The organism is Pandoraea apista, from assembly GCF_001465595.2.
GTDB lineage: Bacteria > Pseudomonadota > Gammaproteobacteria > Burkholderiales > Burkholderiaceae > Pandoraea > Pandoraea apista.
Window position 1 is genome coordinate 3,385,506 of sequence record NZ_CP013481.2, and the last position, 23,654, is coordinate 3,409,159.

23 protein-coding genes and 1 tRNA gene are annotated in these 23,654 nt (G+C 60.6%); 5 read left to right on the forward strand and 19 right to left on the reverse strand.

Annotation, left to right across the window (positions count from 1 at the left end):
- Position 1: 1 nt before the first annotated feature.
- Positions 2-577, reverse strand: a complete 576-nt coding sequence (locus AT395_RS26155; protein ID WP_231606165.1) for a DUF3717 domain-containing protein — start codon at positions 575-577, stop codon at positions 2-4.
- Positions 578-1,097: 520 nt separating this feature from the next.
- On the opposite strand from AT395_RS26155, the gene AT395_RS15425 reads away from it, so the two are divergent.
- The 3 genes from AT395_RS15425 (at position 1,098) to AT395_RS15435 (ending at position 2,573) form a co-directional block, all read left to right on the forward strand.
- Positions 1,098-1,436 (forward strand): hypothetical protein, encoded by a 339-nt coding sequence (locus tag AT395_RS15425; RefSeq protein ID WP_125347913.1) that lies wholly within the window; start codon positions 1,098-1,100, stop codon positions 1,434-1,436.
- Positions 1,437-1,864: 428 nt separating this feature from the next.
- Positions 1,865-2,173 carry a hypothetical protein gene (locus AT395_RS15430; protein WP_058375214.1) on the forward strand — a complete coding sequence of 103 codons (309 nt, stop codon included), beginning with the start codon at positions 1,865-1,867 and terminating at the stop codon, positions 2,171-2,173.
- A gap of 205 nt (positions 2,174-2,378) precedes the next feature.
- A complete protein-coding gene (locus tag AT395_RS15435; RefSeq protein WP_048629702.1) occupies positions 2,379-2,573 on the forward strand; it encodes a rubredoxin in 195 nt (64 codons plus the stop codon).
- 74 nt (positions 2,574-2,647) lie between these two features.
- Here the strand turns inward: AT395_RS15435 and AT395_RS15440 are convergent, their stop codons facing one another.
- From AT395_RS15440 to AT395_RS15510, 15 genes are all read right to left on the reverse strand, one after another.
- A complete protein-coding gene (locus tag AT395_RS15440; RefSeq protein WP_042118763.1) occupies positions 2,648-2,899 on the reverse strand; it encodes a hypothetical protein in 252 nt (83 codons plus the stop codon).
- 226 nt (positions 2,900-3,125) lie between these two features.
- On the reverse strand, positions 3,126-4,709 hold the full coding sequence (locus AT395_RS15445; protein WP_082117941.1) for a sensor domain-containing diguanylate cyclase: 1,584 nt from the start codon (positions 4,707-4,709) through the stop codon (positions 3,126-3,128).
- A 460-nt stretch (positions 4,710-5,169) separates the two neighbouring features.
- Positions 5,170-7,440 carry a bifunctional diguanylate cyclase/phosphodiesterase gene (locus AT395_RS15450; RefSeq protein ID WP_042116470.1) on the reverse strand — a complete coding sequence of 757 codons (2,271 nt, stop codon included), beginning with the start codon at positions 7,438-7,440 and terminating at the stop codon, positions 5,170-5,172.
- A gap of 378 nt (positions 7,441-7,818) precedes the next feature.
- Positions 7,819-8,211, reverse strand: coding sequence for a MerR family transcriptional regulator (locus AT395_RS15455; protein WP_042116471.1), 393 nt, complete (start codon positions 8,209-8,211; stop codon positions 7,819-7,821).
- 79 nt (positions 8,212-8,290) lie between these two features.
- Positions 8,291-8,683 carry an integration host factor subunit alpha gene (locus tag AT395_RS15460; protein ID WP_039374116.1) on the reverse strand — a complete coding sequence of 131 codons (393 nt, stop codon included), beginning with the start codon at positions 8,681-8,683 and terminating at the stop codon, positions 8,291-8,293.
- A gap of 63 nt (positions 8,684-8,746) precedes the next feature.
- A complete protein-coding gene (gene pheT / locus AT395_RS15465) occupies positions 8,747-11,185 on the reverse strand; it encodes a phenylalanine--tRNA ligase subunit beta (protein WP_048629704.1) in 2,439 nt (812 codons plus the stop codon).
- Between the two features lie 85 nt (positions 11,186-11,270).
- Positions 11,271-12,284 (reverse strand): phenylalanine--tRNA ligase subunit alpha, encoded by a 1,014-nt coding sequence (gene pheS, locus AT395_RS15470; protein WP_042116476.1) that lies wholly within the window; start codon positions 12,282-12,284, stop codon positions 11,271-11,273.
- Positions 12,285-12,436: 152 nt separating this feature from the next.
- A complete protein-coding gene (gene rplT / locus AT395_RS15475) occupies positions 12,437-12,796 on the reverse strand; it encodes a 50S ribosomal protein L20 (protein ID WP_010806048.1) in 360 nt (119 codons plus the stop codon).
- Between the two features lie 25 nt (positions 12,797-12,821).
- The gene (gene rpmI / locus AT395_RS15480) at positions 12,822-13,019 is read right to left on the reverse strand and encodes a 50S ribosomal protein L35 (RefSeq protein ID WP_010806049.1); all 198 of its coding nucleotides are present in this window, start codon (positions 13,017-13,019) and stop codon (positions 12,822-12,824) included.
- A gap of 176 nt (positions 13,020-13,195) precedes the next feature.
- On the reverse strand, positions 13,196-13,714 hold the full coding sequence (gene infC / locus AT395_RS15485) for a translation initiation factor IF-3 (RefSeq protein WP_072632847.1): 519 nt from the start codon (positions 13,712-13,714) through the stop codon (positions 13,196-13,198).
- 52 nt (positions 13,715-13,766) lie between these two features.
- Entirely contained in the window at positions 13,767-15,674 is a 1,908-nt protein-coding gene (gene thrS, locus AT395_RS15490; RefSeq protein WP_042116478.1) for a threonine--tRNA ligase, read from the reverse strand.
- A gap of 239 nt (positions 15,675-15,913) precedes the next feature.
- Positions 15,914-15,990, reverse strand: a tRNA-Val gene (locus AT395_RS15495).
- Between the two features lie 160 nt (positions 15,991-16,150).
- On the reverse strand, positions 16,151-18,448 hold the full coding sequence (locus AT395_RS15500) for a RelA/SpoT family protein (protein WP_224787447.1): 2,298 nt from the start codon (positions 18,446-18,448) through the stop codon (positions 16,151-16,153).
- 47 nt (positions 18,449-18,495) lie between these two features.
- Positions 18,496-18,852: a RidA family protein gene (locus AT395_RS15505; RefSeq protein ID WP_042116480.1), complete on the reverse strand. Its 357-nt coding sequence runs from the start codon at positions 18,850-18,852 to the stop codon at positions 18,496-18,498.
- 66 nt (positions 18,853-18,918) lie between these two features.
- On the reverse strand, positions 18,919-19,797 hold the full coding sequence (locus tag AT395_RS15510; RefSeq protein WP_048629705.1) for an alpha/beta fold hydrolase: 879 nt from the start codon (positions 19,795-19,797) through the stop codon (positions 18,919-18,921).
- A gap of 163 nt (positions 19,798-19,960) precedes the next feature.
- Here AT395_RS15510 and AT395_RS15515 point away from each other — a divergent pair, with 163 nt between their 5' ends.
- Entirely contained in the window at positions 19,961-20,752 is a 792-nt protein-coding gene (locus AT395_RS15515) for a 3-hydroxybutyrate dehydrogenase (RefSeq protein WP_048629706.1), read from the forward strand.
- A 224-nt stretch (positions 20,753-20,976) separates the two neighbouring features.
- Here the strand turns inward: AT395_RS15515 and AT395_RS15520 are convergent, their stop codons facing one another.
- Positions 20,977-21,615: a CoA transferase subunit B gene (locus tag AT395_RS15520; protein WP_042116485.1), complete on the reverse strand. Its 639-nt coding sequence runs from the start codon at positions 21,613-21,615 to the stop codon at positions 20,977-20,979.
- A gap of 23 nt (positions 21,616-21,638) precedes the next feature.
- Positions 21,639-22,337, reverse strand: a complete 699-nt coding sequence (locus tag AT395_RS15525) for a CoA transferase subunit A (protein ID WP_010806057.1) — start codon at positions 22,335-22,337, stop codon at positions 21,639-21,641.
- A gap of 231 nt (positions 22,338-22,568) precedes the next feature.
- Between AT395_RS15525 and AT395_RS15530 the strand changes: the two genes are divergently transcribed.
- Entirely contained in the window at positions 22,569-23,114 is a 546-nt protein-coding gene (locus AT395_RS15530) for a PAS and helix-turn-helix domain-containing protein (RefSeq protein WP_042116486.1), read from the forward strand.
- 72 nt (positions 23,115-23,186) lie between these two features.
- On the opposite strand, the gene AT395_RS15535 is transcribed toward AT395_RS15530, so the two are convergent.
- Positions 23,187-23,570: an acyl-CoA thioesterase gene (locus AT395_RS15535; RefSeq protein ID WP_042116487.1), complete on the reverse strand. Its 384-nt coding sequence runs from the start codon at positions 23,568-23,570 to the stop codon at positions 23,187-23,189.
- Between the last annotated feature and the right edge of the window lie 84 nt (positions 23,571-23,654).

Below are 23,654 nucleotides of genomic sequence, written 5' to 3' on the forward strand. Positions count from 1 at the left end.
ATCACGGCGCGAGGCCAAGCTCCATCTGGTGCAGCGCCGTCTCGATCGCCTGACTTTGTTCGGTGTTGAGCGCGTCGGCCGCGATATTCGTTTCGCGGCGATAAATCATCTCGCCATAAACATTGGCCAGCGCGCGCGCCGACTGGCACAGCGACCAATGGCTGTCGGCGGCCTGATGGCTCGTCCAGTAGTTGATCGCCTGCTCGATCTCGGCGATGGAATAATTGGCTTTCATGAGAGGTTCTGTTTCGCCGTGGAATGAAATACTGTAATTATATACAGTATCGAAGAACGCTGGAAATCTCGCCGCGGTATGCTGCTCGCATAGGTCGATTCTCAGGCGCACGTTTCGGAACTGCAACACTTGATGAGGGGCAAACCGTGCAAGCGTTCCGCAATACGCCGACAACCCCATAAAAATCATCCATTTACGAATTCCGGCACGAAATTGGCTTGAGGGTCGGGGGAACGTGGTGCAGCGGCTTGCGATGCGCAGGCTGCCGTCACCTCCCCCAATGATCGGCCCGACGGAGCCCGCCATGCCGCCGAGACACGTTACGCCCCAGGTTCTGCTCATGCCCCGTGCAGGCGCGTCGCGGCGAGGTGGCCTCATGGTGCTTTGCCTGCTCCTGGCGTCCGGTGTCGCCCGCGTGCACGCTCAGACTATGCCTCCCGCCGTCGCAACGCCCACCGATCCGTTTCATCAACCATGCGTTGCCGTCAAAGCCGCGCCGGCGGCGAACGGTGAACCTCGCAGCTTCGCAATCTTTGCGCCTTCTGCAATTCCCGCCATACCAACCTCCAATCGCATCGTCCGCAAGCAATACGTCGACCTCGACGACCGCTGCGCTACCCCCCCAGCCTTCGCGCCAACGCGCGATACCGACTCGACGACTGTGTGGTTTGTAGACGCCCCGGCCTACCCTGCCCATCTTGCTCATCCGGCGCACGATCCTCATGCGGCTTCAGAGCCCTCCCGCGCAGGCACCTTGCGCGACCTCGCGTCCTGAGCGGCAGCGGTCGACGTTTGCTATGCTGCGTCTTTCGCGTGCCCGCCCGATTCAGCGCGTCGCACGCCCAGATTTACCGGAATCTCAATGTCAGCCAATACGCCGAATACACCCGATACACCCGATACGCCTGATTCCTCCAACAAGTCACGCAGCACAAAAGCGGCGCCGCCCCGTGTCACCCCGCCACCGCCCGGCGCCATGCCGCTCGCCTGGGTCGGATTGCTGGCAGCTGCCGCGTGGGTGCTCAAAAGCCCGCATCCGACCTGGGGCGTTGGCGTGCTATGCCTTTGCGCCGGCCTGATTTCGTCGTTCGGCGCACGCCGCCGTGGCCGCATGCCGTGGCCCGCGTTCTTCACCGGCTTGTTGCCTGTCGGCGTTGCACTCTTCTTCGCGTTGCTGATGTTGCGCCCGCTGTTCCGGTGACAGTTCATCGGCAGGTCACGGCACCGACACCGTCACGTCGCCCATCCTGCCTCGATAAGTTACCCACAGCTTCTGTGGATAACCCACTGGATAACCCGGCAACACCCCGTCGAAACGCCCGCCAACACACGCTGTCAAGAGGATTGCCCGTTTCGACGTCAGCCCTGGATAAATTTTTTACGCTTGACGTTTCGCCCCGCTTCTGTGCGCGGATGTCACGCCTTTGACATGCCGCAAACTCGTGAGAAATGACTCACCGGTTTGCCCGAAATCGCGACGCGCCGGCGATCGGGAAGGGTTCGCAGCACAAGCGAATCGGCCTATGATGGAGTCACGCGATACCTCGCCATGCATGACTTGGACCCTTTCCCAGGGTCCGGCGCTCAGCGGCCGTTTCGCTTTTCAGTGACTTCGGGAGACCGTCTCGTATGACCCAATCCGACAAACCGTCCGTTACCTCTCCACCGCCTGCCGACGTACCGCTCACCGAGGCGGAGCGTGTCCATCTGGACGATCTGCTCGCGCACCACTCGGTCACGGAAACCGTCGATCGCGCGTCCGTCATCGACCTGATCAAGGAGTTGCGCTCGCCCGAGGTGAAAACGCCGGAAGACCGCGAGCGCGTGGTCAAGCAAAGCCGGCTGTGGCGGGAAGTGTCGCATCGCGATACCGCCATGTCGCTGCTCAATTCGCTTGCGCAGATGGCGCCGATCTTCCTCAACCAGATTCACTGGTAAAGGCTGTCGCGCCGGTCGCCGCCGGCGCGCACCCTCTCTGGTTTGCGCTGGCGGTGCCCGTCTTCGTCACCGCTCCACGCTGCTGACTTTCCCGCCAATTGATCTGGATTAACTTTGCGTGCGAACCGTCGCCCGCGAGCGGGACGCTGCCGTGTAGGTGCCTTACAATGCGGGTCGCATTCGTTTTCCCTGTTGACCTGACACCATGAGCACCCTGCTGGACACCCCGATCGAATTCAAGAGCTGGATCTGCCTGATCTGCGGCTGGATCTATAACGAAGCCGAAGGTGCGCCGAATGACGGCCTGGCCCCCGGCACCCGTTGGGCCGACGTGCCTACGGACTGGCGCTGCCCGGAGTGCGACGTCTCCAAGGACGATTTCGTACTGTCGGAGTTCTGAGCCGGGCAGGCGCAAAGGCGCTGAACACAACCAACGCCGGGGCCTGAGCCTGACTGCGAGCGCCCGGCGTGGCATCAGTGATGCCAGCCCCAACCTCGGCCGCGACCGTGCCATCCCCGGTAGTATCCGCCGCCGTAGTAGCCCCCCGACACCCCGAAGGTAACCGTCGGCGCAGGCACAACCGCATAGCCCGGCGCGTATCCCGCATCGTAGCCCGGGACATATCCATAACTGTCATAGTAGCCGCCACCGTACGGCACAGCCACACAACCGGCCATCATCACGGCGACAGCGGCGCCGCCTGCCAGCATGAGTAAGCGTTTCACGATGAAACCTCCCGCATGAACCATTCGCGTCTCGCGCGGCGCCATCGACGCCGGGTTCCCGGCATGTCGTCGATCTTTACCGCCCGCTTGAGTCGTTAGACAGGGGAGTTCTCGTGAAATGCGCGATAGAGTGTCCCTTCTTTGGTTACCAAACGTGACATTGGTAACGCGCAAGGAATATCGAAGGGTTAGCGGCGCCCGGCAGACGCCGGGGCCTTGTGGCGAGTCAGAACACCCAGCAGCGGTCGCGACCGGCGCGCTTGGCGCGGTACAAGGCCATGTCGGCGCGTTCGACCATGTTCATCGGCGAATCTTCGTCTTGCCACTCGGTGATACCGAAACTCGCCGAGAAGCGCAGCGGCGGTTCGCTGCCCTCCAGCGACTCGCGCTTGCAGCGCTCGCGTATACGATCCGCCACGCGCAGTGCATCGCGCTCGGTGGCCCCCGGCAGCAAAATCGCAAATTCCTCGCCACCGATGCGGCCAATCAGATCGTCGCCGCGCAGGGTGGACGAGCACACGAGCACAAAACGGCACAGCACCTGATCGCCGATCGCATGCCCGTAGGTGTCATTGATCGACTTGAAATGATCCAGATCGGCCACGATGAGGCTCATCGGCTCATTCTTGCGTTGCGCCGCTTCGAGCAATTGATCGAAGCGATGAAAGAAGTAACGGCGCGTAAGGCTGCCCGTCAATTCGTCGTAACTCGCCTCGAACGCTAACTGATTATTCGCGGCACGCAGTTCTTCGTTCGATTGACGCGTCTCACGATGCTGCACACGCTCGCGCCAGTAGGTCCAGCCGGCGAGGGCCACGATCACGACACCCCCCATATACAGTAGGAAACACAGCGCGAGGTCTTTGGCGTGCTGCCGCGTGAGCGCTTCCCAGGCGTCGACCTGTTCCACGGCATAAACGATCAGATCGTTACTCGAGCTTGGCCGCGACGTAATCACGAAGGGCTTGCGGAACTCGTCGAACTCCGACATCCGGTCGAGCAATTCCTGCGGCACCCAGGCATTCGAGCGGCCGGGCGCACGCTTGAACTGCGCGATCGGCATACGAGCAAAATCATTACGCTGATATAGCGCGAGACGCTCGGCATCGGATAACGAGCCGACCTTACCGTCCAGCATGAAGCGGTTCTCGAAGCGAGGGTCGTTGGCCATGATGACCACACCGTTGCCGTCGGTAACGAACGACTCGCCACTGCCCACCCAGTGACGCAGACGTGTCAACCCGATCTTGGTCATCACCACCCCGATCAGCGCCCCATCGCGGTACACGGGAGCACTAAAATAAAGGCCCGGCGCCTGGCTCTCCCAGCCTGCCGCGTAGCTCTCGAAACGCGCGCCCAACAGCGCATTGGTGAAATACGGAAGATTGGCGACAGACTGGCCGATAGGCGATGGGGTATCGCGGAAGTTGCTCGCGGCGACACAAATGCCGCGCACATCGATTACCCACACCCGGTCGACACCGAAGTACCCCTGAGCCCCGCGTAGAAATTCGTTGGCGCGGTCCGCGACCTCGGCCGCTGCTGCGGTGCCGCTCGCGGGGCGCAGAACGTCGCGCAGCAGATCTACCTCGGCCAACGTGGAAGGAATGGCCCGCACCATCGCCAGATCTGTATTGATCGCGTGAATCATGCCGTCGGCAACGCGGTCGGCCACCGTTTGCCCGGCGTCGACACTCTGTGCGAGCTTGTCGCCGACCAGCGATGTGGCAGTCCTGTCCGCCGCAACCCAGCAGGCGACCAGCACGCCGACCGAGACGCAGGCGGCATAAAGCCAATGCCTTATCCTCATCCGAAAATCAAACGCTCGTTCTAATATTTTTACTTCTTACGTTGACAAAGTCTTCGCCTCATTCGAGTCGCGTTTCTGTCTTTTCCCCGGACAGAAGCTCTGGTCGCAACTGGCATCCATCGTGCCGGCGAATTCCCGCCAATTCTGGTCTGCGCGTCAAACTATTTTCCTCGTTCCCGATCCCCGGCGTGTCGCGCCCCGCACCTTCGGACCCTGATGACCTCGCATTGTCTATCCCGACAATTGCAAGCTGTTGACAACCCGCCGCCCTCGCCTTCAAGCACTGCCGGCAACGGCTCGCGGCCACCCCCTGCAACGCTCGGCATCATCGCGAAAACACGCTAATTCTATAGTACTCCGACGATGAATCCTCACGAAAAAATGCCAGAGGTTCGATTTATCACGAATACCTATTTAATCTATTAACTAGCCCGGATATTGCTTTTCCATTGACTCCGCTTTATCGGCAAATACCGAACCGCGCGATTACCGAATCGAGCAATTCGATTTCCACCGGTCGGGAAAACAAATAGCCTTGCGCGCACAGCGGCACAAAATGACGCAACCAATCCAGTTGCCGATCGTTCTCCACGCCTTCGACGATCAACTCGATGCCTAACGAGCGCGCAATATTCACGATATTCGAAATCATGAGACACGACCGCGACGAATCGGGAATCGACTCCACGAACGAGCGATCGACCTTGAGCGTGTCGACAGGGAATCGCGTCAGATAGGATAACGACGAATAGCCGGTACCGAAGTCGTCGAGCGCTATGCGCACACCCGCGCGCTTGAATTGCTCGATCTTCATTTCCACGAGCGACGGATTCTTGACCATCACCGACTCGGTAATTTCGAGTTCAAGCGTGTTCGGCTCGATCTCATATTCCTTGATGAGCCGCTCGACAAGCTCACCGATGTCTCCGCGCCAGAACTGCACCGATGAGACATTCACGGCAAGCCTCAGCGACGCCATCGGCGTGCCTCGCCAAACTTTTAGCTGACGGCAAGCCTGCGTCAGTGCGAATTCGCCGATGGCAACGATTTGCCCGGTCGTCTCGGCCAGAGGAATGAACTCGCCTGCGCTCAATATGCCGCGCTCCGGATGTCGCCAGCGAATCAATGCCTCGACCCCTCGTACGCAGTCGGACTCGAGCGCCACGATGGGCTGATAAGCAAGGAAGAATTCGCCGTTGGCCAGCGCCTGCTCCATCTGGCGCTCCCACACGACAAGCTGGTGCGCCTGGTATGTCATCTGCTGCGTATAGACTCGCACCACGCTTTTGCCGGCTTCCTTCGCGGAGTACATCGCGAGATCCGCCTTCTTGATGAGATCGGCCTCGGTCTCATCTGCCCTCGACCAGAAGGTCACTCCGATACTCGCGTGAAGCGCAAACGACGTACCATCCGCCACCATCGGCGCCTTAAGCGCGGCAAGCAGTGTCTCGCCCAGGGGTTCGGCTTGTGCCGCCGCGCTGTCGCCTTCGAGCAGCACCATGAACTCGTCACCGGCAAAACGCGATAGCAGAGTGCCCGGCGGCATGCGCGGAGCAAAGCGCTCGGCCACCTGACGGATAATCTCGTCGCCCTGCGCGTGCCCCAGCGTGTCGTTCACGCTCTTGAAGTTGTCGAGATCGATATGGAGCAATGCGACCTTGCCGACCCGATCGGGATCGGCCAGGGCACGCCGCAGCGACTCCATCAATGCGTAGCGGTTCGGCAGCCCGGTCAGTGCGTCGTAGGAAATCAGACGCGTTAGTTGCTGGTCGCGGCCAATGAGCCGCTGCATCAGGTACGCGATGAGCGCGAAGAACACAACGAGCGCGACCGACACGAAGGTCGCCATCGTCAAATACACGCGCTCGACGTGCCGGTACTCGGCCAGCTCCTCATCCATCGACAAGCCGACTTGTACAGCCAGCGGATAGTCTCGCAGATGACGGTACGCCACGATGCGCTCGACGCCATCGATGGGGTCGCGCTGGACCCCCGAACTACGTTGCTCGGCCGCGAACGGCGGCAGTTCTCCCGTGCTGGTAATCGCGACACCCGCACCGGCGCTGCGCGCGAGGAGCGCGCCGTCATCGGCGACCACTGCGATCTGTCCGTATTGGCCGAGTACGGTGTTCGTATAGAAGTCCGTAGTGAAGTAACTCGGTTCCTGCGATACGACGACCACGCCCGCAAAACTGCCGTCGGGATTGTTCAACCGCCGGCTGAACTGGAGTACCCACTTGCGCGAGACTCGTCCGAACACCGGGTGGCTGATGAACAGACTGTCGCTCGCATTGTCCAGATGCACGCGGAAGTGCTCCCGATCTGCAATATTTACCCCAGCGCTACCGGGCATCGTCGCGGCAATGACATTACCCTTCGCATCCGCCACGCTGACCAGCACCATGAAGCGATCCGTGACAATGCCTTCAGTCAGCGTGCGCGTGAGTTCAAAGTCGCCGCGACGTCGCTCGTACTCGTACTTTACAAAGCGGGTGATTTGATCGACTTGACGGATGGCGCGCAGCGTCTGCTGCTCGAGTGCCGTGGCCACAGTGGACGCAGAAGTCGCCGTGTCACGCAGAATGGCTTTGTGTTCGATGGCAATGCGCCAAAGCACCGCGGTCCAGACAAGGACCAGGATCAGGAAACCGAAAATCAGAATCGCGACGATTGAGCGATAAGACGTAGCCCAGCGCCAGCGCCGCGTTCCCGTCGTATTCGGTTCCGCCATAGGTCGAGATCCTTTCAGCCTTCGCGCCCCCGCGCAAAAAGGTCGGTGTTGGCCCGGTTGTCAATAGGATCCAGGGAGCGTCGCTGACGGACGCCGTCGTTTTCGGCAAGTGTAAGGCAATCGCAGCGCGCCCGGAAGTCGTTCGACATGCCTTCAATCGGGGAATGTATGTAGCTCATCCAGCCGGACGAACACCCTCCTGCCCGGCTACGAACCCTATCTCGGATTACGGACAATTCGGCCCCCCCTGTATTGGGAGAATCCCGAGGTACGGCAAGTCGGCCGGAGGTCGCGCCCCGGCCCCGTCACCGGGGTGACAACGCACGAGGCTTCAATAGCCGTGGGGCAGACGCGTCGGGCATCGACGCGACTACAGACTCAGGACTTGAGCAGATCGAGGAGGGATTCGAGACGGCGGCGCAGGTCGCCGACGTCGAGCGCGGCACCAGCTTCGGCCGCCGGCGGCATAACGCCCTCAGCGGCAGTACCGCCGGCCGAGCGAACGCCACGCGGCGTGTCGGCTTCGAGGCGGTTACGTGCGCCATTGATCGTGAAGCCCTGCTCATAGAGCAGTTCCCGGATACGCCGGATCAGCAGGACTTCGTGGTGTTGGTAGTATCGTCGGTTACCGCGCCGTTTGACCGGGCGCAGTTGCGTAAACTCTTGCTCCCAATAGCGCAGCACGTGCGGTTTGACGCCACACAGCTCGCTCACTTCACCGATGGTGAAGTAACGCTTGGCGGGAATCGGTGGCAAGGCAACGTGATCCATCGCGGCGTTAGCGGAATCGGACGACGGTTAGATTGCGAATAAAAAAACAACGGCCGCCACAGAATGCGGCGGCCGGGATTTACTTGCTCACAGCACCAGATTCGACGATCGACTTGAACTTCTGGCTGGCGTGAAAGGTGACAACGCGGCGCGCGGCAATCGGGATGGCCTCGCCGGTCTTCGGATTACGACCTGGCCGTTGCGGCTTGTCGCGCAACTGGAAATTACCGAAGCCGGACAGCTTGACGCTGTCGCCCGACTCAAGCGCGTCGCGGATCGATTCGAAAAACGCCTCGACCATATCCTTTGCTTCGCGCTTGTTCAGACCAACGTGCTCGAACAGCAACTCGGCCAGTTCGGCCTTGGTCAGCGTCGGCGCCTCGGTCGAGACCTCGTTCACTTCGCTGCGTCCCAGCGCGATACGCTGCGCGGCAAGCATGGCTTCAAATTCACCAGGATTCATTTCGTTCATACGTCCCACGCGATGGCGATGACAGTGCGATGACCTACTCGCAACCGGATCTTTTACTGAGTTTCAGGCGCGCAAACGTGCGCCAAACCCTTCTACCCGTTGTACCAGTGCGTTAATGGCGCCCTGGACCGTCTCGTCTTGCAACGTACCCGAGGGGTCTTGCAGAGTAACACGAAACGCCACGCTTTTGTCCTGCGCGCCAAGCGAGCCCGACGCCGCACCCGCCTTCGGCCGGAACTCGTCGAACAACCGGATCGACTGCACCACACTGCACGCCGGATCGTCGTCACGCGCGGCCAGCATGGCATCGATCAGCCCCTGTACCGGCTGCGCCTGATCGACCACGAGGGCGATATCGCGCGTCACCGGGGGGAACTTAGGGATGTCCTCGTAGCTCGCGACGTCGCGCACGAAGAGCGCCTCCGCCTCGATCTCGAACAGCACCGGTGCGTGCGGCAGATCGTACTTTTGCTGCCAACGTGGATGCAGCTCGCCAATGAAACCGACACGCTTGCCGTCGACTTCAATCGCCGCACTGCGCCCCGGATGCAACGCCGGGTGCTCAGCCTTCACGAAGCGCGCCGCACGCGGCGACAACAACGCCTCCAGATCGCCCTTCACATCGAAGAAGTCGACCTGACGCTCCGGAGCCCCCCACTGCTCTTCGAGCACCGGGCCGTAAGCCAGCGCCGCCAAGGTGAGCGGCTGACGATAGCCGCCAACGCTCAGTTCGCCCGAAGCCACGGTGTTATCACGATGGTACGTGCGGCCGATTTCGAACACGCGAACGCGTGATGCCTTCCGGTTGAGGTTGTAGCGCGTGGTCGCGATCAGGCTGCCGATGAGCGTCGAGCGCATCACCGCAAGGTGACTGGCGATCGGATTAAGCAGCTTGATAGGATTGTCGTTGCCGGCAAAGTCCGCTTCCCATTCAACATCGACGAAGCTGAAGCCGACCGTCTCATGATAGTCGCGCGCCGCTACGGCATGACGCACAGCGTGTTGCGAACGACGGCCTTCCTGCGTCGGGCGCATAGCGCTCGCCGCCACCGGCGGATTGGCCGGAATGCGATCGAAACCGTAAATGCGTGCAATTTCTTCGATCAGATCTTCTTCGATCTCGATGTCGAAACGATACGAGGGCGGCGTGACTTCAAACACGCCGTCTCGCAAAGTGAACGGCAGGCCAAGACGCGTAAAGATGGCGCTCATTTCCTGCTCTGAGACCGGCACCCCCAGAACCTTGATAGCACGTGCGACGCGCATTTTCACCGGCTGACGCTCGGGCAACTTCGCCACCAGATCTTCCAGCGGACCCGCCTGCCCGCCACAGATCTCGAGTACCAGTTGCGTAGCGCGCTCAAGCGCACGCACGTTCCCCGCAAAGTCTACGCCGCGCTCGAAACGATGCGAGGCGTCGCTGGTGAAGTTGTACTTTCGCGCACGGCCCTGAATCGCCTGCGGGAAGAAGAACGCACCTTCGAGGAAGATATTCTGCGTTTCCAGACCCGCTTTGGTCGAGTCGCCGCCCATGATGCCGGCGAGGCCGATCGGGCCGCTGGCATCGGTAATGGCGAGCACGCTCTCATCGAGCGTCACAGTCTGTTCGTTGAGCAACTTGAGCGTTTCGCCCGCCCGGCCGAAGCGCACGTCGATACCGCCTTGCAGACGGTTGAGATCGTAGACGTGCAGCGGCTGGCCCAGTTCGAGCATCACATAGTTGGTGATGTCGACCAGCGCCGAAATACTGCGCTGACCGGCGCGCTCAAGGCGCTCCACCATCCAGCGCGGCGACGGTGCGGCAGCGTTCACCGCACGGATGATGCGGCCACCGAAACGTCCACAGCCTTCCGGCGAACTGATACGTACCGGCAGCGTGTCGGCAATCGTTGCGGCCTGAGCGCCCTGCCCCGGCAAATCCTTGAGCGGTGCGCCGGTGATCGCAGCGACTTCGCGCGCGATACCGAGCAACGACAGGCAATCGGCCTTGTTCGGGGTGAGCTTGACGACGAATACCGTGTCGTCCAGATCGAGATACTCGCGGATATTAATACCGACCGGCGCATCGTCCGGCAGGATCATCAGGCCGGCGTGGTCTTCCGAGAGCTTCAGCTCACGCGCCGAACACAGCATGCCGAAACTCTGCACGCCACGCAGCTTGCCGATCTTGATCTGGAACGGCGCACCGCCGGCTTCGGCCGGGGGCAACGCCGCCCCCACGGTCGCACACGGCACCTTGATGCCGGGCGCCACGTTCGGCGCGCCGCACACAATGGTGAGCGTCTCGCCGGTGCCAGCGTCGACCTGACAGACATTCAGACGATCGGCATCCGGATGACGGGCGACTTCGAGCACCTTGGCCACGACCACGCCCGTAAATGGCGGGGCGACGGGATTGGTTTCCTCGACTTCGAGCCCGGACATCGTCAGGGCATGCGCCAACGCGTCCGTCGACAAATCCGGGTCGACCAGGGTACGCAGCCACGATTCAGAGAATTGCATGGATCAGTTCGCTCGCAGTTAAGTCTTCACTTCCGAGGCCCGGTGGCAGCGGCTTCGCGCGCCAGCCCGGGTGCATCGGCTTCGATTACATGAATTGGCGCAGGAAGCGCAGGTCGTTCTCGTAGAACAGGCGTAGATCCTGAACGCCGTAGCGCAGCATCGTCAGGCGCTCAAGTCCCGAACCAAAGGCGAAGCCGATATAACGCTCAGGGTCGAGCCCCATATTGCGGACCACCGACGGATGCACCTGCCCCGAGCCCGAGATCTCCAGCCATTTACCGGCGTTCTTGCCGGTTTCGAATTGCATGTCGATTTCGGCGGACGGCTCCGTGAACGGGAAGTACGACGGGCGGAAACGAACCTGAATGTCGTCGCGTTCAAAGAACTTGCGCAGGAAATCGGTGTACACGCCTTTCAAATCGGCGAAGCTGATATCTTCGGCAATCCAAAGCCCCTCGACCTGATGGAACATCGGCGAATGTGTGGCGTCGGAGTCGACGCGGTACGTGCGGCCCGGGGCGATCACCTTGATCGGCGGCTTGTTCATGCGCGCGTAACGCACCTGCATTGGGCTGGTGTGCGTGCGCAGCAGCAGCGGCTTGCCCGCGTCGTCGTTACCTTCGACATAGAAGGTGTCCTGCATCGAACGCGCCGGATGGTTCTCGGGGCTGTTCAGCGCAGTGAAATTGAACCAATCGGTTTCGATTTCCGGGCCGTCGGCCACGTCAAAACCAATGGAACGGAAAATCTGTTCAACGCGCTCCCAAGTAGTGAGCACGGGGTGCAGACTGCCAGCGCCCAGGCCTCGGCCGGGCAGCGTGACATCGATAGCCTCGGCGGACAAGCGCGCATCGAGCAGCGCATCGGCCATCGCCTGGCGGCGCGCCTGCAAGGCGCCCTCGATCTGTTGCTTGGCCGCATTGATCCGTGCGCCTTCGCTCTTGCGCGCTTCAGGATCAAGCTTGCCGAGGCCCTTGAGCAACTCGGTCAGTTGGCCGGTCTTGCCGAGAAAGCGGGCTTTCTCGTTTTCCAGCGCGGCGGCGTCGGGAGCGGCGGCGAACGCACGCTGCGCATCGCTGACGATAAGTTCCAGATCCATATGCTACAGACTCAAGTTAGGCGGTCGGAATGGCCGCATGTTCAAGCAAAAAAAGCGAGCGGCAAGGCATGCGAAAAACAAAAGGGGGCTCCGATGAGAGCCCCCTCCTGGCGAATGGCGCGCGGTAAAACGCGCTATACGCTATTTACAGCTTAGGCTGCGACGGCGGCTTTCACCTGAGCGACAATTGCGGCAAATGCCGGCTTGTCGTTGATGGCCATGTCGGACAGCACCTTACGGTCGAGTTCGATCGAGGCCTTCTTCAGACCAGCGATGAACACGCTGTAAGTCATACCGTGCTGACGCACACCTGCATTGATACGCGCAATCCACAAAGCGCGGAACACGCGCTTCTTGTTGCGGCGATCGCGATAGGCGTATTGCCCAGCGCGCATGACCGCTTGCTTGGCGATGCGGAAGACGTTATTGCGGCGGCCGCGGAAACCCTTGGCTGCTGCGATGACTTTCTTATGGCGGGCCCGTGCGGTGACCCCACGTTTGACTCGAGGCATATTTCTCTCCTATCTAAGTCGGGGTTTAAGCGAAGGGCAGCATTGCGCGTACGGAGTTCAGATCAGACTCATGAACGCCGACGGCACCGCGCAGGTGACGCTTATTCTTGGTGGTCTTCTTCGTCAAAATGTGACGCTTGAAGGCCTGACCACGCTTAACGGTACCGCCAGGACGCACGCGAAAGCGCTTCTTGGCACCGCTCTTGGTTTTCATCTTAGGCATGAAAAACTCCGAGTTTTTAACATGATCACAGGTGTGACGCCAAAATCGCGCCCCTTGTAGAACCCGAGACCACTTGTGTTCAGGGTCAGACTGCACCCTGCATCGCTGTCACGCCCTTACGGGCGATGACGGCAATTCCTTACAACCCGGCGGCGTCACTCGACGCCGCCACGGCATTACTTCTTTTTCGGCGCGATGACCATGATCATCTGACGGCCTTCCATCTTCGGCATCTGTTCCGGCTGGCCGAACTCTTCGAGATCGGACTTCAGACGTTCCAGCATACGAGCGCCGATTTCCTGGTGGGCCATCTCACGACCGCGGAAACGCAGCGTGATCTTGGTCTTGTCACCATCTTCGAGGAACCGCTTTAGATTGCGCAACTTGACGTTGTAGTCGCCGTCGTCGGTGCCAGGCCGGAATTTGACTTCCTTGATCTGAACAACCTTCTGCTTGAGCTTGTTCTCGTGCGCTTTCTTCTGTTCCTGATACTTGAACTTGCCGTAATCCATCAGGCGGCACACCGGCGGCTGCGCTTGCGGCGCGATTTCCACCAGATCAACGTCGGCCTCTTCGGACAAACGGAAAGCATCGGCAAGTTTCATGATGCCAAGCTGCTCACCGTCGACTCCGGTGAGACGCACTTCAGGCGCTGTAATTTCGCCGTTAATGCGATGCGACTTATCGGTAGCGATGTTGCTTATCCTCGAAAAAAGTCAAAAATTTAGCCGCGCTGTCCGACAGGCGTTATTGGAACGTTGCGCAATCCTGCGCAAGGCGTTCGATGAGCGCATCAACGGGCATCACACCCAGATCCACGCCGCCACGGGCACGCACGGCTACCGTATTCGCCTCCTGCTCCTTGTCCCCCACTACAACGAGATAGGGAACTTTCTGCATGGAGTGCTCGCGTATTTTATAGCTAATTTTCTCATTGCGCAAATCGCTCCGAGCCCTAAGCCCTTGTTCTTGCAACTTTTTCGTCACTTCTTGAGCGTAATCGGCCGTTTTTTCGGAGACATTCATCACAATCACCTGTTCCGGCGCGAGCCAGACGGGCATTGCACCAGCATGGTGCTCGATCAAAATGCCGATGAAACGCTCGAGCGACCCCAGGATCGCGCGATGGAGCATGACCGGTCGCCGGCGGCTGTTATCTTCGGCCACATACTCGGCATCCAGACGCTCCGGCATCGAAAAGTCGACCTGCATCGTGCCACATTGCCACTGTCGGCCAAGCGCGTCCTTGAGCGTGTATTCGATTTTCGGACCGTAGAACGCCCCATCGCCCTCGGCGATGACGAATTCGCAGTTCGAACGGCGCAGGGATTCCATAAGCGCAAATTCGGCCTTATCCCAATTTTCATCCGATCCAACACGATGCTCAGGACGCGTGGCGACCTTGTAAATCATGTCCGTAAAGCCAAAATCCTTGTACACAGCGTGCAGCAAGGCCGTGTAGTTCACACATTCATCGAGAATCTGGTCTTCCGTACAGAAGATGTGGCCGTCATCTTGCGTGAAGCCACGCACGCGCATCAGACCGTGCAAACCGCCCGACGGCTCGTTACGGTGACATTGACCGAACTCGCCGTAACGCAGCGGCAGATCACGGTAGCTGTGTAACGCCGAGTTGAAAATCAGGACATGGCCCGGACAGTTCATCGGCTTGAGCGCGTAAGCGCGGTTCTCCGATTCCGTCGTGAACATGTTGTCCTTGTAATTCTCCCAGTGGCCCGACTTCTCCCAGAGCGAACGGTCGAGAATCTGGGGCCCCTTCACTTCCTGGTAGCCGTTATTGCGATAGACGCGGCGCATGTATTGCTCGACCTGCTGCCAGAGCGTCCAGCCCTTCGGGTGCCAGAAAACAAGCCCCGGCGCCTCTTCCTGCATATGGAAGAAGTCCAGCGCGCGGCCCAGCTTGCGGTGGTCGCGCTTCTCCGCCTCTTCAAGCATGTGCAGGTACGCGTCCTGATCTTCCTTCTTCGTCCACGCCGTGCCATAGATGCGCTGAAGCTGTTCGTTCTTGGCGTCGCCTCGCCAGTAGGCACCGGCGACCTTCATCAGCTTGAAGACTTTGAGCTTGCCCGTGGACGGCACATGCGGGCCACGGCAGAGGTCGACGAACTTGCCTTCGCGGTACAGACCGATTTCGTCCGTTGCCGGAATCGACTCGATGATCTCCGCCTTGTACTTTTCGCCCATCGACATGAACAGACGCACAGCGTCGTCACGCGAAAGCACCTCGCGCGTGACCGGCTCATCTTTCTTGGCCAGTTCGTGCATCTTCTTCTCGATGGCCTCGAGATCTTCCGGCGTAAAGGCGCGGTGGAACGAGAAGTCGTAGTAAAAACCGTTCTCGATCACCGGACCGATCGTGACTTGCGCCTCGGGGAACAGCTCCTTGACGGCGTATGCCAGCAAGTGAGCGGTCGAGTGGCGAATGATGTCCAGGCCATCGGCGTCCTTGTCCGTCACGATAGCGAGACTCACATCGTGATCGATCAGATAAGACGTATCGACGAGCTTGCCGTCGACACGGCCCGCCAAGGCAGCCTTGGCCAGACCCGTGCCGATCGAACCGGCGACTTGCGCCACCGTCAGCGGCGCTTCGTACTGGCGTTGCGAACCGTCAGGCAAACGTACCGAAATCATGTCGCACTCCCATGCGCAAAAACGTCACGCGCGGCCAACGCCACGCGGCAAAACCACGAAAAAAAACGGCCTCGACTTGTCGTCGAGGCCGTCTCTTCATTCCTTGCATCCAGACGAAAAACACCCTCGACTTAACGTCGCACCTTCACCACTGTGAAAGTTCGGGCGGTCATGAACATGAGTATTTTTCCAGCGCCTGTGTCTGCGGGGTCTCGCGGACTGTAATGCATTAAATTCGTTGGTAGGCTCGATTGGACTCGAACCAACGACCCCCACCATGTCAAGGTGGTGCTCTAACCAGCTGAGCTACGAGCCTACTGCAAGAGAACGAGATTCTAGCAAGGTTTCGCCAGGTCGCCAAGCGATTATTGTGCCTGCCGACGAAAAACCGCATCAGACAAGGCGTTTGCGCGGATTCCCCCCGCGCGCGCCCTCACCTCGCCCGATGTTGGCCGGCCGACCTCGCCAATCCCAGGTTACCGTCGACGCGACGACACCACGCCCGCCACGCCGGTGAGTTGCGCAAGCGCCCGCTGTAACTGACCGCCATCGCGCACTTCCACGGTGAACTGCATGAATGCCTGAGTCCCACGCGACTGCGTACTAACCCCCGTGACATTGAGCTTCTCGCGCGAGAACACTTCAGAGATATCGCGCAACAATCCCTGACGGTCCGTCGCCTCGATCTGAATGTTCACCGGATATGCTGCCACGCCGCGCCCTTCGAGCACGTCCGCCGACCACGCGGTCTGAATCACCCGTTCGGGCGAGCGGGCCTTCATGGACTGGAAACTCGCGCAATCCTGACGGTGGATCGATACCCCCTTGCCCCGCGTGACGAACCCCACAATCGGGTCCGGCGGTGCCGGCCGGCAGCACTTTGCCAACTGCGTGAGCAACGCGCCGACGCCGACCACCAGCACCCCGCTCTTGGCCCCCTGAGTGACACTCGTGTCGAGACTCTTCTTCGCGACGAGTGTATCCTCGTCACGAGGCTCCGGCCCCGGCAAATTGCCCGAAAGCGCCTGCTCGACATGCCGCAGACTGAACTCATCCTTGGCGATGGACGCGTAGAGATCGTCCGGCGTCCGGAATCCCAGGCGAGTCGCCAGTTCCTCCAGATTGACCGACGTCTTGCCTTCGCGCTGCAACGTCTTGTCGATGAGCGTGCGTCCGTGGGCAATCGTCTCTTCGAGGTCGATGGCATTGAACCACTGGCGCACCTTCTGACGCGCCCGATGGCTCTGCAAATACCCCAACTGTGAATTGAGCCAATCGCGCGACGGACCACCCTGCTTGACCGTCACGATCTCGACCGTCTGCCCGTTCTGCAACGGCGTATTGAGCGGCACCATTGCACCGTCGACACGGGCGCCACGGCAGCGGTGGCCCAGCTCCGAGTGCAGGTGATAAGCAAAATCTACCGGCGTCGCCCCCTGCGGCAACGAAATCACGCGGGCCTGCGGCGTCAGCACGTAAATATGGTCGTCGATGGTCGCGCGTTTGAGTTGCTCCCACGGCTGCACGGCACCTTCTGCGCCCACCGTATCCGCAACGTCGTCTTTCCACGCCAGCAACTGACGCAACCACGCGATCTTTTCGTCGTAGGCCTCGTTCGCCGAAAACGCACCGCCGTAACCGCGCTGCCCGGCTTCCTTATAGCGCCAGTGGGCTGCAATGCCATACTCGGCGAAGTGATGCATTTCGTGCGTGCGAATCTGCACTTCGAACGCCCGTCCGTCGTCACCGATCACCACGGTGTGCAGCGACTTGTAACCGTTGGGCTTCGGGCGCGAAATGTAGTCGTCGAATTCTTTCGGAATCGGTTGCCACAAGTTATGGACAATGCCCAGCACCGTGTAGCAATCCTTGATGTCGTCGACGATGACACGGAACGCTCGCACATCGTACAGCTCGGCGAAATCGACAGCCTTGCCGCGCATCTTTTTCCAGATGCTGTAGATGTGCTTCGGCCGCCCCGACACCTCGGCCTTGACGCCCGCACGGGCCAATTCGTCCTGCAAGCGCTGAATGGCTCCTTCGATGAAGGTCTGCCGCTCGACCCGCTTCTCTTCGAGCAGTTTCGCGATCTGCTTGTACGTGACCGGTTCGAGGAAGCGGAACGCGAGATCTTCGAGTTCCCACTTCAGTTGCCAGATCCCCAGACGATTCGCGAGCGGCGCGTAGATCTCGAGTACATCGTGCGGCATGTCCTCGGGCGGCGCCTTCTTTTCTGCCGCATACCAGCGCAGCGATTGAAGACGCGACGCCAGCCGGATCATCACCACGCGAATGTCCTGCGCAAACGCGAGCAGCATCTTGCGCAACCCTTCGACCTGCGACTTGCGCTCAGCCGACGCGTCGCGATCACGCCCATCGGACGGCATGGCCTGCGCGGCGCGCGAGCCCGCGCCGGAGAGCCGTTGCAGCTTGCGCACGTCGATCACGAGCGTGGCCACTTCGGCGCCAAAGGTCTGGGTCAGCGTGGCTTGTGGGTCCGGCAGAAACTCGGCCGCCGAGAACAACGCCGCTGCCTGATGGGTCGCCTCGTCCACGCGCAGCGTGTCGAGAATTGCGAGCATGCCGCGCGCATGCGCCATGATCGGCTCACCGGACGAGAGCACATGGTCCGCGCACAACTTCTCGGCAAACGCGAGGGCATCGCCAAGCGTAGCGGGCAGTGGCGTCTCGCCTCCACCCGTTGGCGAATTCGCAGCACCGGGCGCCGTTGTCGAATGAGTCCCTGCGGATGTCGGTGCTTGATGTTGGTTCATGTCGGAACACGGGGCGACCAGCGCCCCTGATGATGCGGGTCGGGGACTCAGCTTTCGCGCTGAGCCGCCACGACCACGATTTCAACGAGCATGGCAGGGTCGGCGAGCAACGCCTGCACCGTGGCGCGCGGGGGCGCATTGCCAGCAGGCACCCACTCGTCCCACACTTGATTCATCTCACCAAAATACTTCATGTCGGAAATGAAGATCTGACACGACAGAATCAGCGTCTTGTCGCTGTTCGCTTCCGCGAGCAGACGGTCGATATGCGCGAGTACCTGACGCGTTTGACCCGCCATGTCCTGCGAGCGGTCGTCGGGCGTCTGGCCGGCGAGATAAACCGTGCCGTTATGCACCGCCATGTCCGACCAGCGCTTTTCGACGTAGAAACGTTGTACTGCCATGATGTAAGACTCCTCGTGTTCTGCTAACTTCGGACTCGCCCACCGCACCCTGCCATCCGGCAAGCGTCAATCGGCATATCCGTCAAAAAATCGGCGTGCGATCTCGATCTGATCTGCATGCACAAACGTCGGCGCGTGTCCCACACCGGCGATTTCCACGGCGCGCGCGTGTTGCGCGTGCGCCAACATTTGTTCCATGGTCGCTCGCGACAGCAGATCCGATTCCTCACCGCGCACCACCAGCGTGCGACCGGAAAACGCCGAGAGCGACGCCCAAAGTACCGCTTCGCCTGCGGCGATGGCCTCGGGCGAAGCCGCCGTAAAGGCCGCTCCGATAGAAGGATCGTAGCGCAATACGTAGCCATCGCCTTCGGTCTTGAGCAGTGGCTCGCACAGCGCAAGCCACTCCTCGCGCGTATGCGGCCCGAACGCCGAAGAGATCGACCAGAGGTAGTCCGCCGCCTCGTCCATCGAGGAAAATCGCTTCGGAATCCCTACGTATTGACCGATGCGCGCCAATGCCGAGGCGTCGATATGCGGCCCTACATCGTTGAGCAGCAAGCTGCGAATCGGCGTATCCGGCAGACCAGCCAGTCCCATGCCGATCAAACCGCCCATCGACGTGCCGAACCAATCCACCGACGAAACGCCGAGCCGTGCGATCAACGTCACCATATCCGAGACGTACTGCGGCACGACGTAGCCCGCCGGATTCGCCAACCATGACGATTGCCCGCGCCCAACCACATCAGGACACACCACACGGTAGTCGTTCGCGAGTGTCTTCGCCAGCGCGTCAAAATCGCGCCCGCACCGGGTGAGTCCGTGCACGCACACCAGCACCCGTGAGTTTTCGGGGTCGCCCCACTCCGTGTACGCCATTCGATGCAAACCGGAGGGACTCAGACACTGAACGTTCGACAGACGCGGCACGTGGCTCGACATGGCAGACTCATCGGATCGGTTTCCAGACCCGAATTCTACCGCGCTTGTCCGGAACCGTACGCTAGAATGAGGCGACTCATGAGCCGCATCAGACCGCAATTCGCGGGCGCGCTCGTCGACACGGGGCAAATCCCCCACCCTTCATCCGCACGGAGACGATGCAATGCTGAAAGGAAAAATCGCCCTCGTGACCGGCTCGACCAGCGGTATCGGTTTAGGCATGGCACAGGCGCTGGCGGCACAGGGAGCCACGCTCATCACGAACGGCTTCGGCGACGCCGATGCGGCTCGCAAGGCCATTGCATATGCTGCGGCCAAAGCAGGTCACACCGGCACACAGGTTGGCTATCACGGTGCCGACATGAGTCGTGCCAGCGAAATCGAAGCGATGATGCAATACGCCGAGTCGACATTCGGCGGCGTCGACATTCTGGTCAACAACGCGGGCATTCAGCACGTTGCCGAAATTCAGGATTTTCCGACGGACAAATGGGACGCGATCATCGCAATCAACCTGACGTCGGCGTTTCACACCACGCGACTCGCCTTGCCCGGCATGCGCCAGCGCAACTGGGGACGGATCATCAACATCGCCTCGGTCCACGGACTTGTCGGTTCGGCGGGCAAGTCGGCATATGTTGCAGCCAAACACGGCATTGTCGGCCTGACGAAAGTCACCGCGCTGGAAAACGCGCAAACGGGTGTCACGGCCAACGCGATCTGCCCGGGCTTCGTGCTCACACCGCTCGTGCAGAAACAAATCGACGACCGCGCTGCACGCGAGCGTCTTTCCGGCGACGAAGCAAAACGTTCGCTGTTGGGTGAAAAGCAACCTTCGGGCGAATTCGTGACACCGGAGCAACTCGGCGCGCTGGCCGTTTTTCTTTGCAGCGATGCCGGCGCACAAGTCCGCGGTGTGGCATGGAACATGGACGGCGGCTGGGTCGCGCAATAATCAATGCCAAGCCTGCGGCGCACGGTGAAAGCCCGAACGTAAGCGCCGGACACGACTTGCTGGCGCTGCTGACGTCATGAAAACAAAACGGGCGGGGAAATTCCCCGCCCGTTTTGCCTTCCACCGGTCACCGGGTTCAACGGCCACGGCAACCCTCAGCAACACTGCGCGTCAGACGCCTCCCGCGAGCGTGTCGCAGGGACGGCCGACACATCACTTAAGCCTCAAACGGCGCTCGTATCGAGCGGCGCCCCGGTCTTCTGCGAAATTTCTTCCTTCGTCACACCCGGTGCCAGCTCGACAACTTTCAGACCATCCGGCGTCACATCGATCACACCGAGATCGGTGATGATGCGATTGACCACGCCAACGCCTGTGAGCGGCAGATCGCAGGCTTTCAAGATCTTATGGGCGTCGCCCTTGGCCACGTGCTCCATGAGCACGACCACACGGCCCACGCCAGCAACGAGGTCCATCGCGCCGCCCATGCCCTTGATCATCTTGCCAGGAATCATCCAGTTCGCGAGGTCGCCTTTCTCACTGACTTGCATTGCGCCGAGGATCGCCAGATTGATGTGGCCGCCGCGGATCATTGCGAACGAATCCGCCGATGAGAAGATCGACGAGCCCGGCAGCGTTGTGACCGTCTGCTTGCCCGCGTTGATCATGTCGGCATCGACTTCGTCTTCCGTCGGAAACGGGCCGATCCCGAGCAGGCCATTCTCCGATTGCAGCCAGACTTCCATACCTGCCGGCACATGGTTCGCCACCAGCGTGGGCAACCCGATACCGAGGTTCACGTAAAAGCCGTCTTCCAGCTCGCGCGCCGCGCGCGCAGCCATTTCATCACGATTCCATGCCATGGTTATCTCCTTGATCTCGGCGCTTACTTGGCACGTACCGTGCGCTGTTCGATGCGTTTTTCCGGATGCGCGTTCAGCACGATACGCTGAACGAAGATACCGGGCAGATGCACGTCGTCCGGATCGATCGAACCGGTATCGACCAGCTCTTCGACTTCGACGATCGTGATCTTGCCGGCCATGGCGGCCATCGGGTTGAAATTACGCGCAGTGCGATTGAACACAAGGTTACCGGCGCGATCGGCCTTGGCAGCCTTCACGAGTGCGACGTCGGCACGAAGCGAGCGCTCCATGACGTAGGTCTCGCCGTCGAACTCGCGCGTTTCCTTGCCTTCGGCAACCACGGTACCCACACCGGTCTTCGTGAAGAACGCCGGAATGCCGGCACCACCAGCGCGCAGCTTTTCGGCCAGCGTGCCTTGTGGCGTGAATTCGAGTTCGAGTTCACCGGCCAGATACTGGCGCTCGAATTCCTTGTTCTCGCCAACGTACGAGGAAATCATCTTTTTGATCTGACGCGTCTCGAGCAGCAGACCCAGACCGAAGCCATCCACCCCGGCATTATTGCTGATGCAGGTGAGCCCCTTGACCCCCGAGTCGCGCAGCGCGGCGATCAGGGCCTCCGGAATGCCACACAGGCCGAAGCCGCCGACAGCGAGCGTTTGCCCGTCTGCGACGACACCGGCAAGCGCCTCCTTGGCGCTGGCGTATACCTTGTTCATCGTTTGTCCCTTTCCCTCGGTTGAGAATTGAAATTATGCCGCGCTCTCACGCGTTGCGAGGCTTGTGTTACCCCGCCCATCGCCGGGACAACACACCTCATGCAATCATAGAGCTTACGGTGGCGTGCAAATGGGGCACAATACGTGAAATTACATATCTTCCCGCGCACCGAGCCGCAGCCACCGCCGCGCTGCACCGGCACGCGGCCTGACCGGACCCGCACTGCCCCCATGCCGACGTTCGACTACCAGACAGCTTTCCACATCGCGCCAGTCGGCTTGGTCATTTCCCGCCAGCGCATCATCGAAGACTGCAATCGTCAGCTCGGCAAGATCTTCGGCTACGACCACGAAACCCTCATCGGCCAGTCATTTCAGGTGCTCTACCCGTCGCCGAAGGAGTTCGAGCGCATTGGCGAGCGCATTCCCCCGATCATGAGCACCCAAGGGGTCTACGCCGACGAGCGCATCATGCGCCGTGCAAATGGCGAGCTGTTCTGGTGCCACGTGACGGGGCGTTCGCTCGACGTACAGGACCCCCATGCCGCCGGGCTCTGGACCTTCGAAGACATGTCGGCCACGCGCCGCGTCGCCGTAGCCCTGACCGCACGTGAACGCGAAATCGCAGCACAGCTCGTGCAGGGCAAGACCAGCAAGCAGATCGGCAAGATTCTCGAGATCAGCCCGCGCACCGTCGATATCTATCGCGCACGTCTGATGCAGAAGTATGGCGCCGGCACAGCCACGGAACTCGTTCAGCGGTTGCTCGGAAACTGATCCGCTTGCAGGCAGGTATGCGCGGCGCGGGCAATGCGCCTCGTCCTGCCTCGCCAGGCCCCGAAGGCGATCTCAAGTCATCAACGCCCGCACGGCTTCCGGCAACGGCACGGATTTCTCCTCCTTGTAATTCACCCAGACGATCTTCGCACCGCCTTCGGCAACGACTACGTCAGGCGTATCTGCGCGGCGCAACTCGAAACGCGTATCGACACTACTACGCCCCGGTGCGCCCACGAACATGCGGCAATCGATATCGCCCGGATAGCGCAACTGACGCAGGAACGTCATGTTCGCATTGATGATGACTGGCCCCTCCCCCGTCGAACTCTCTTCCGACGCAATGTTCAGGGATTCAAGCCAGGAGATACGCACTTGCTCCATGTACCGGAAGTACACGGTATTGTTGACATGCCCGAATGCATCCATATCGCCCCAGCGAATGGGCATGCTCATACGAAAGACTTCTTTGTATTCTGACGACACTGCAAATTCCCCATGTTGAAAATCGACGCCCCGTCGTGCAATGACAGGGCGTCA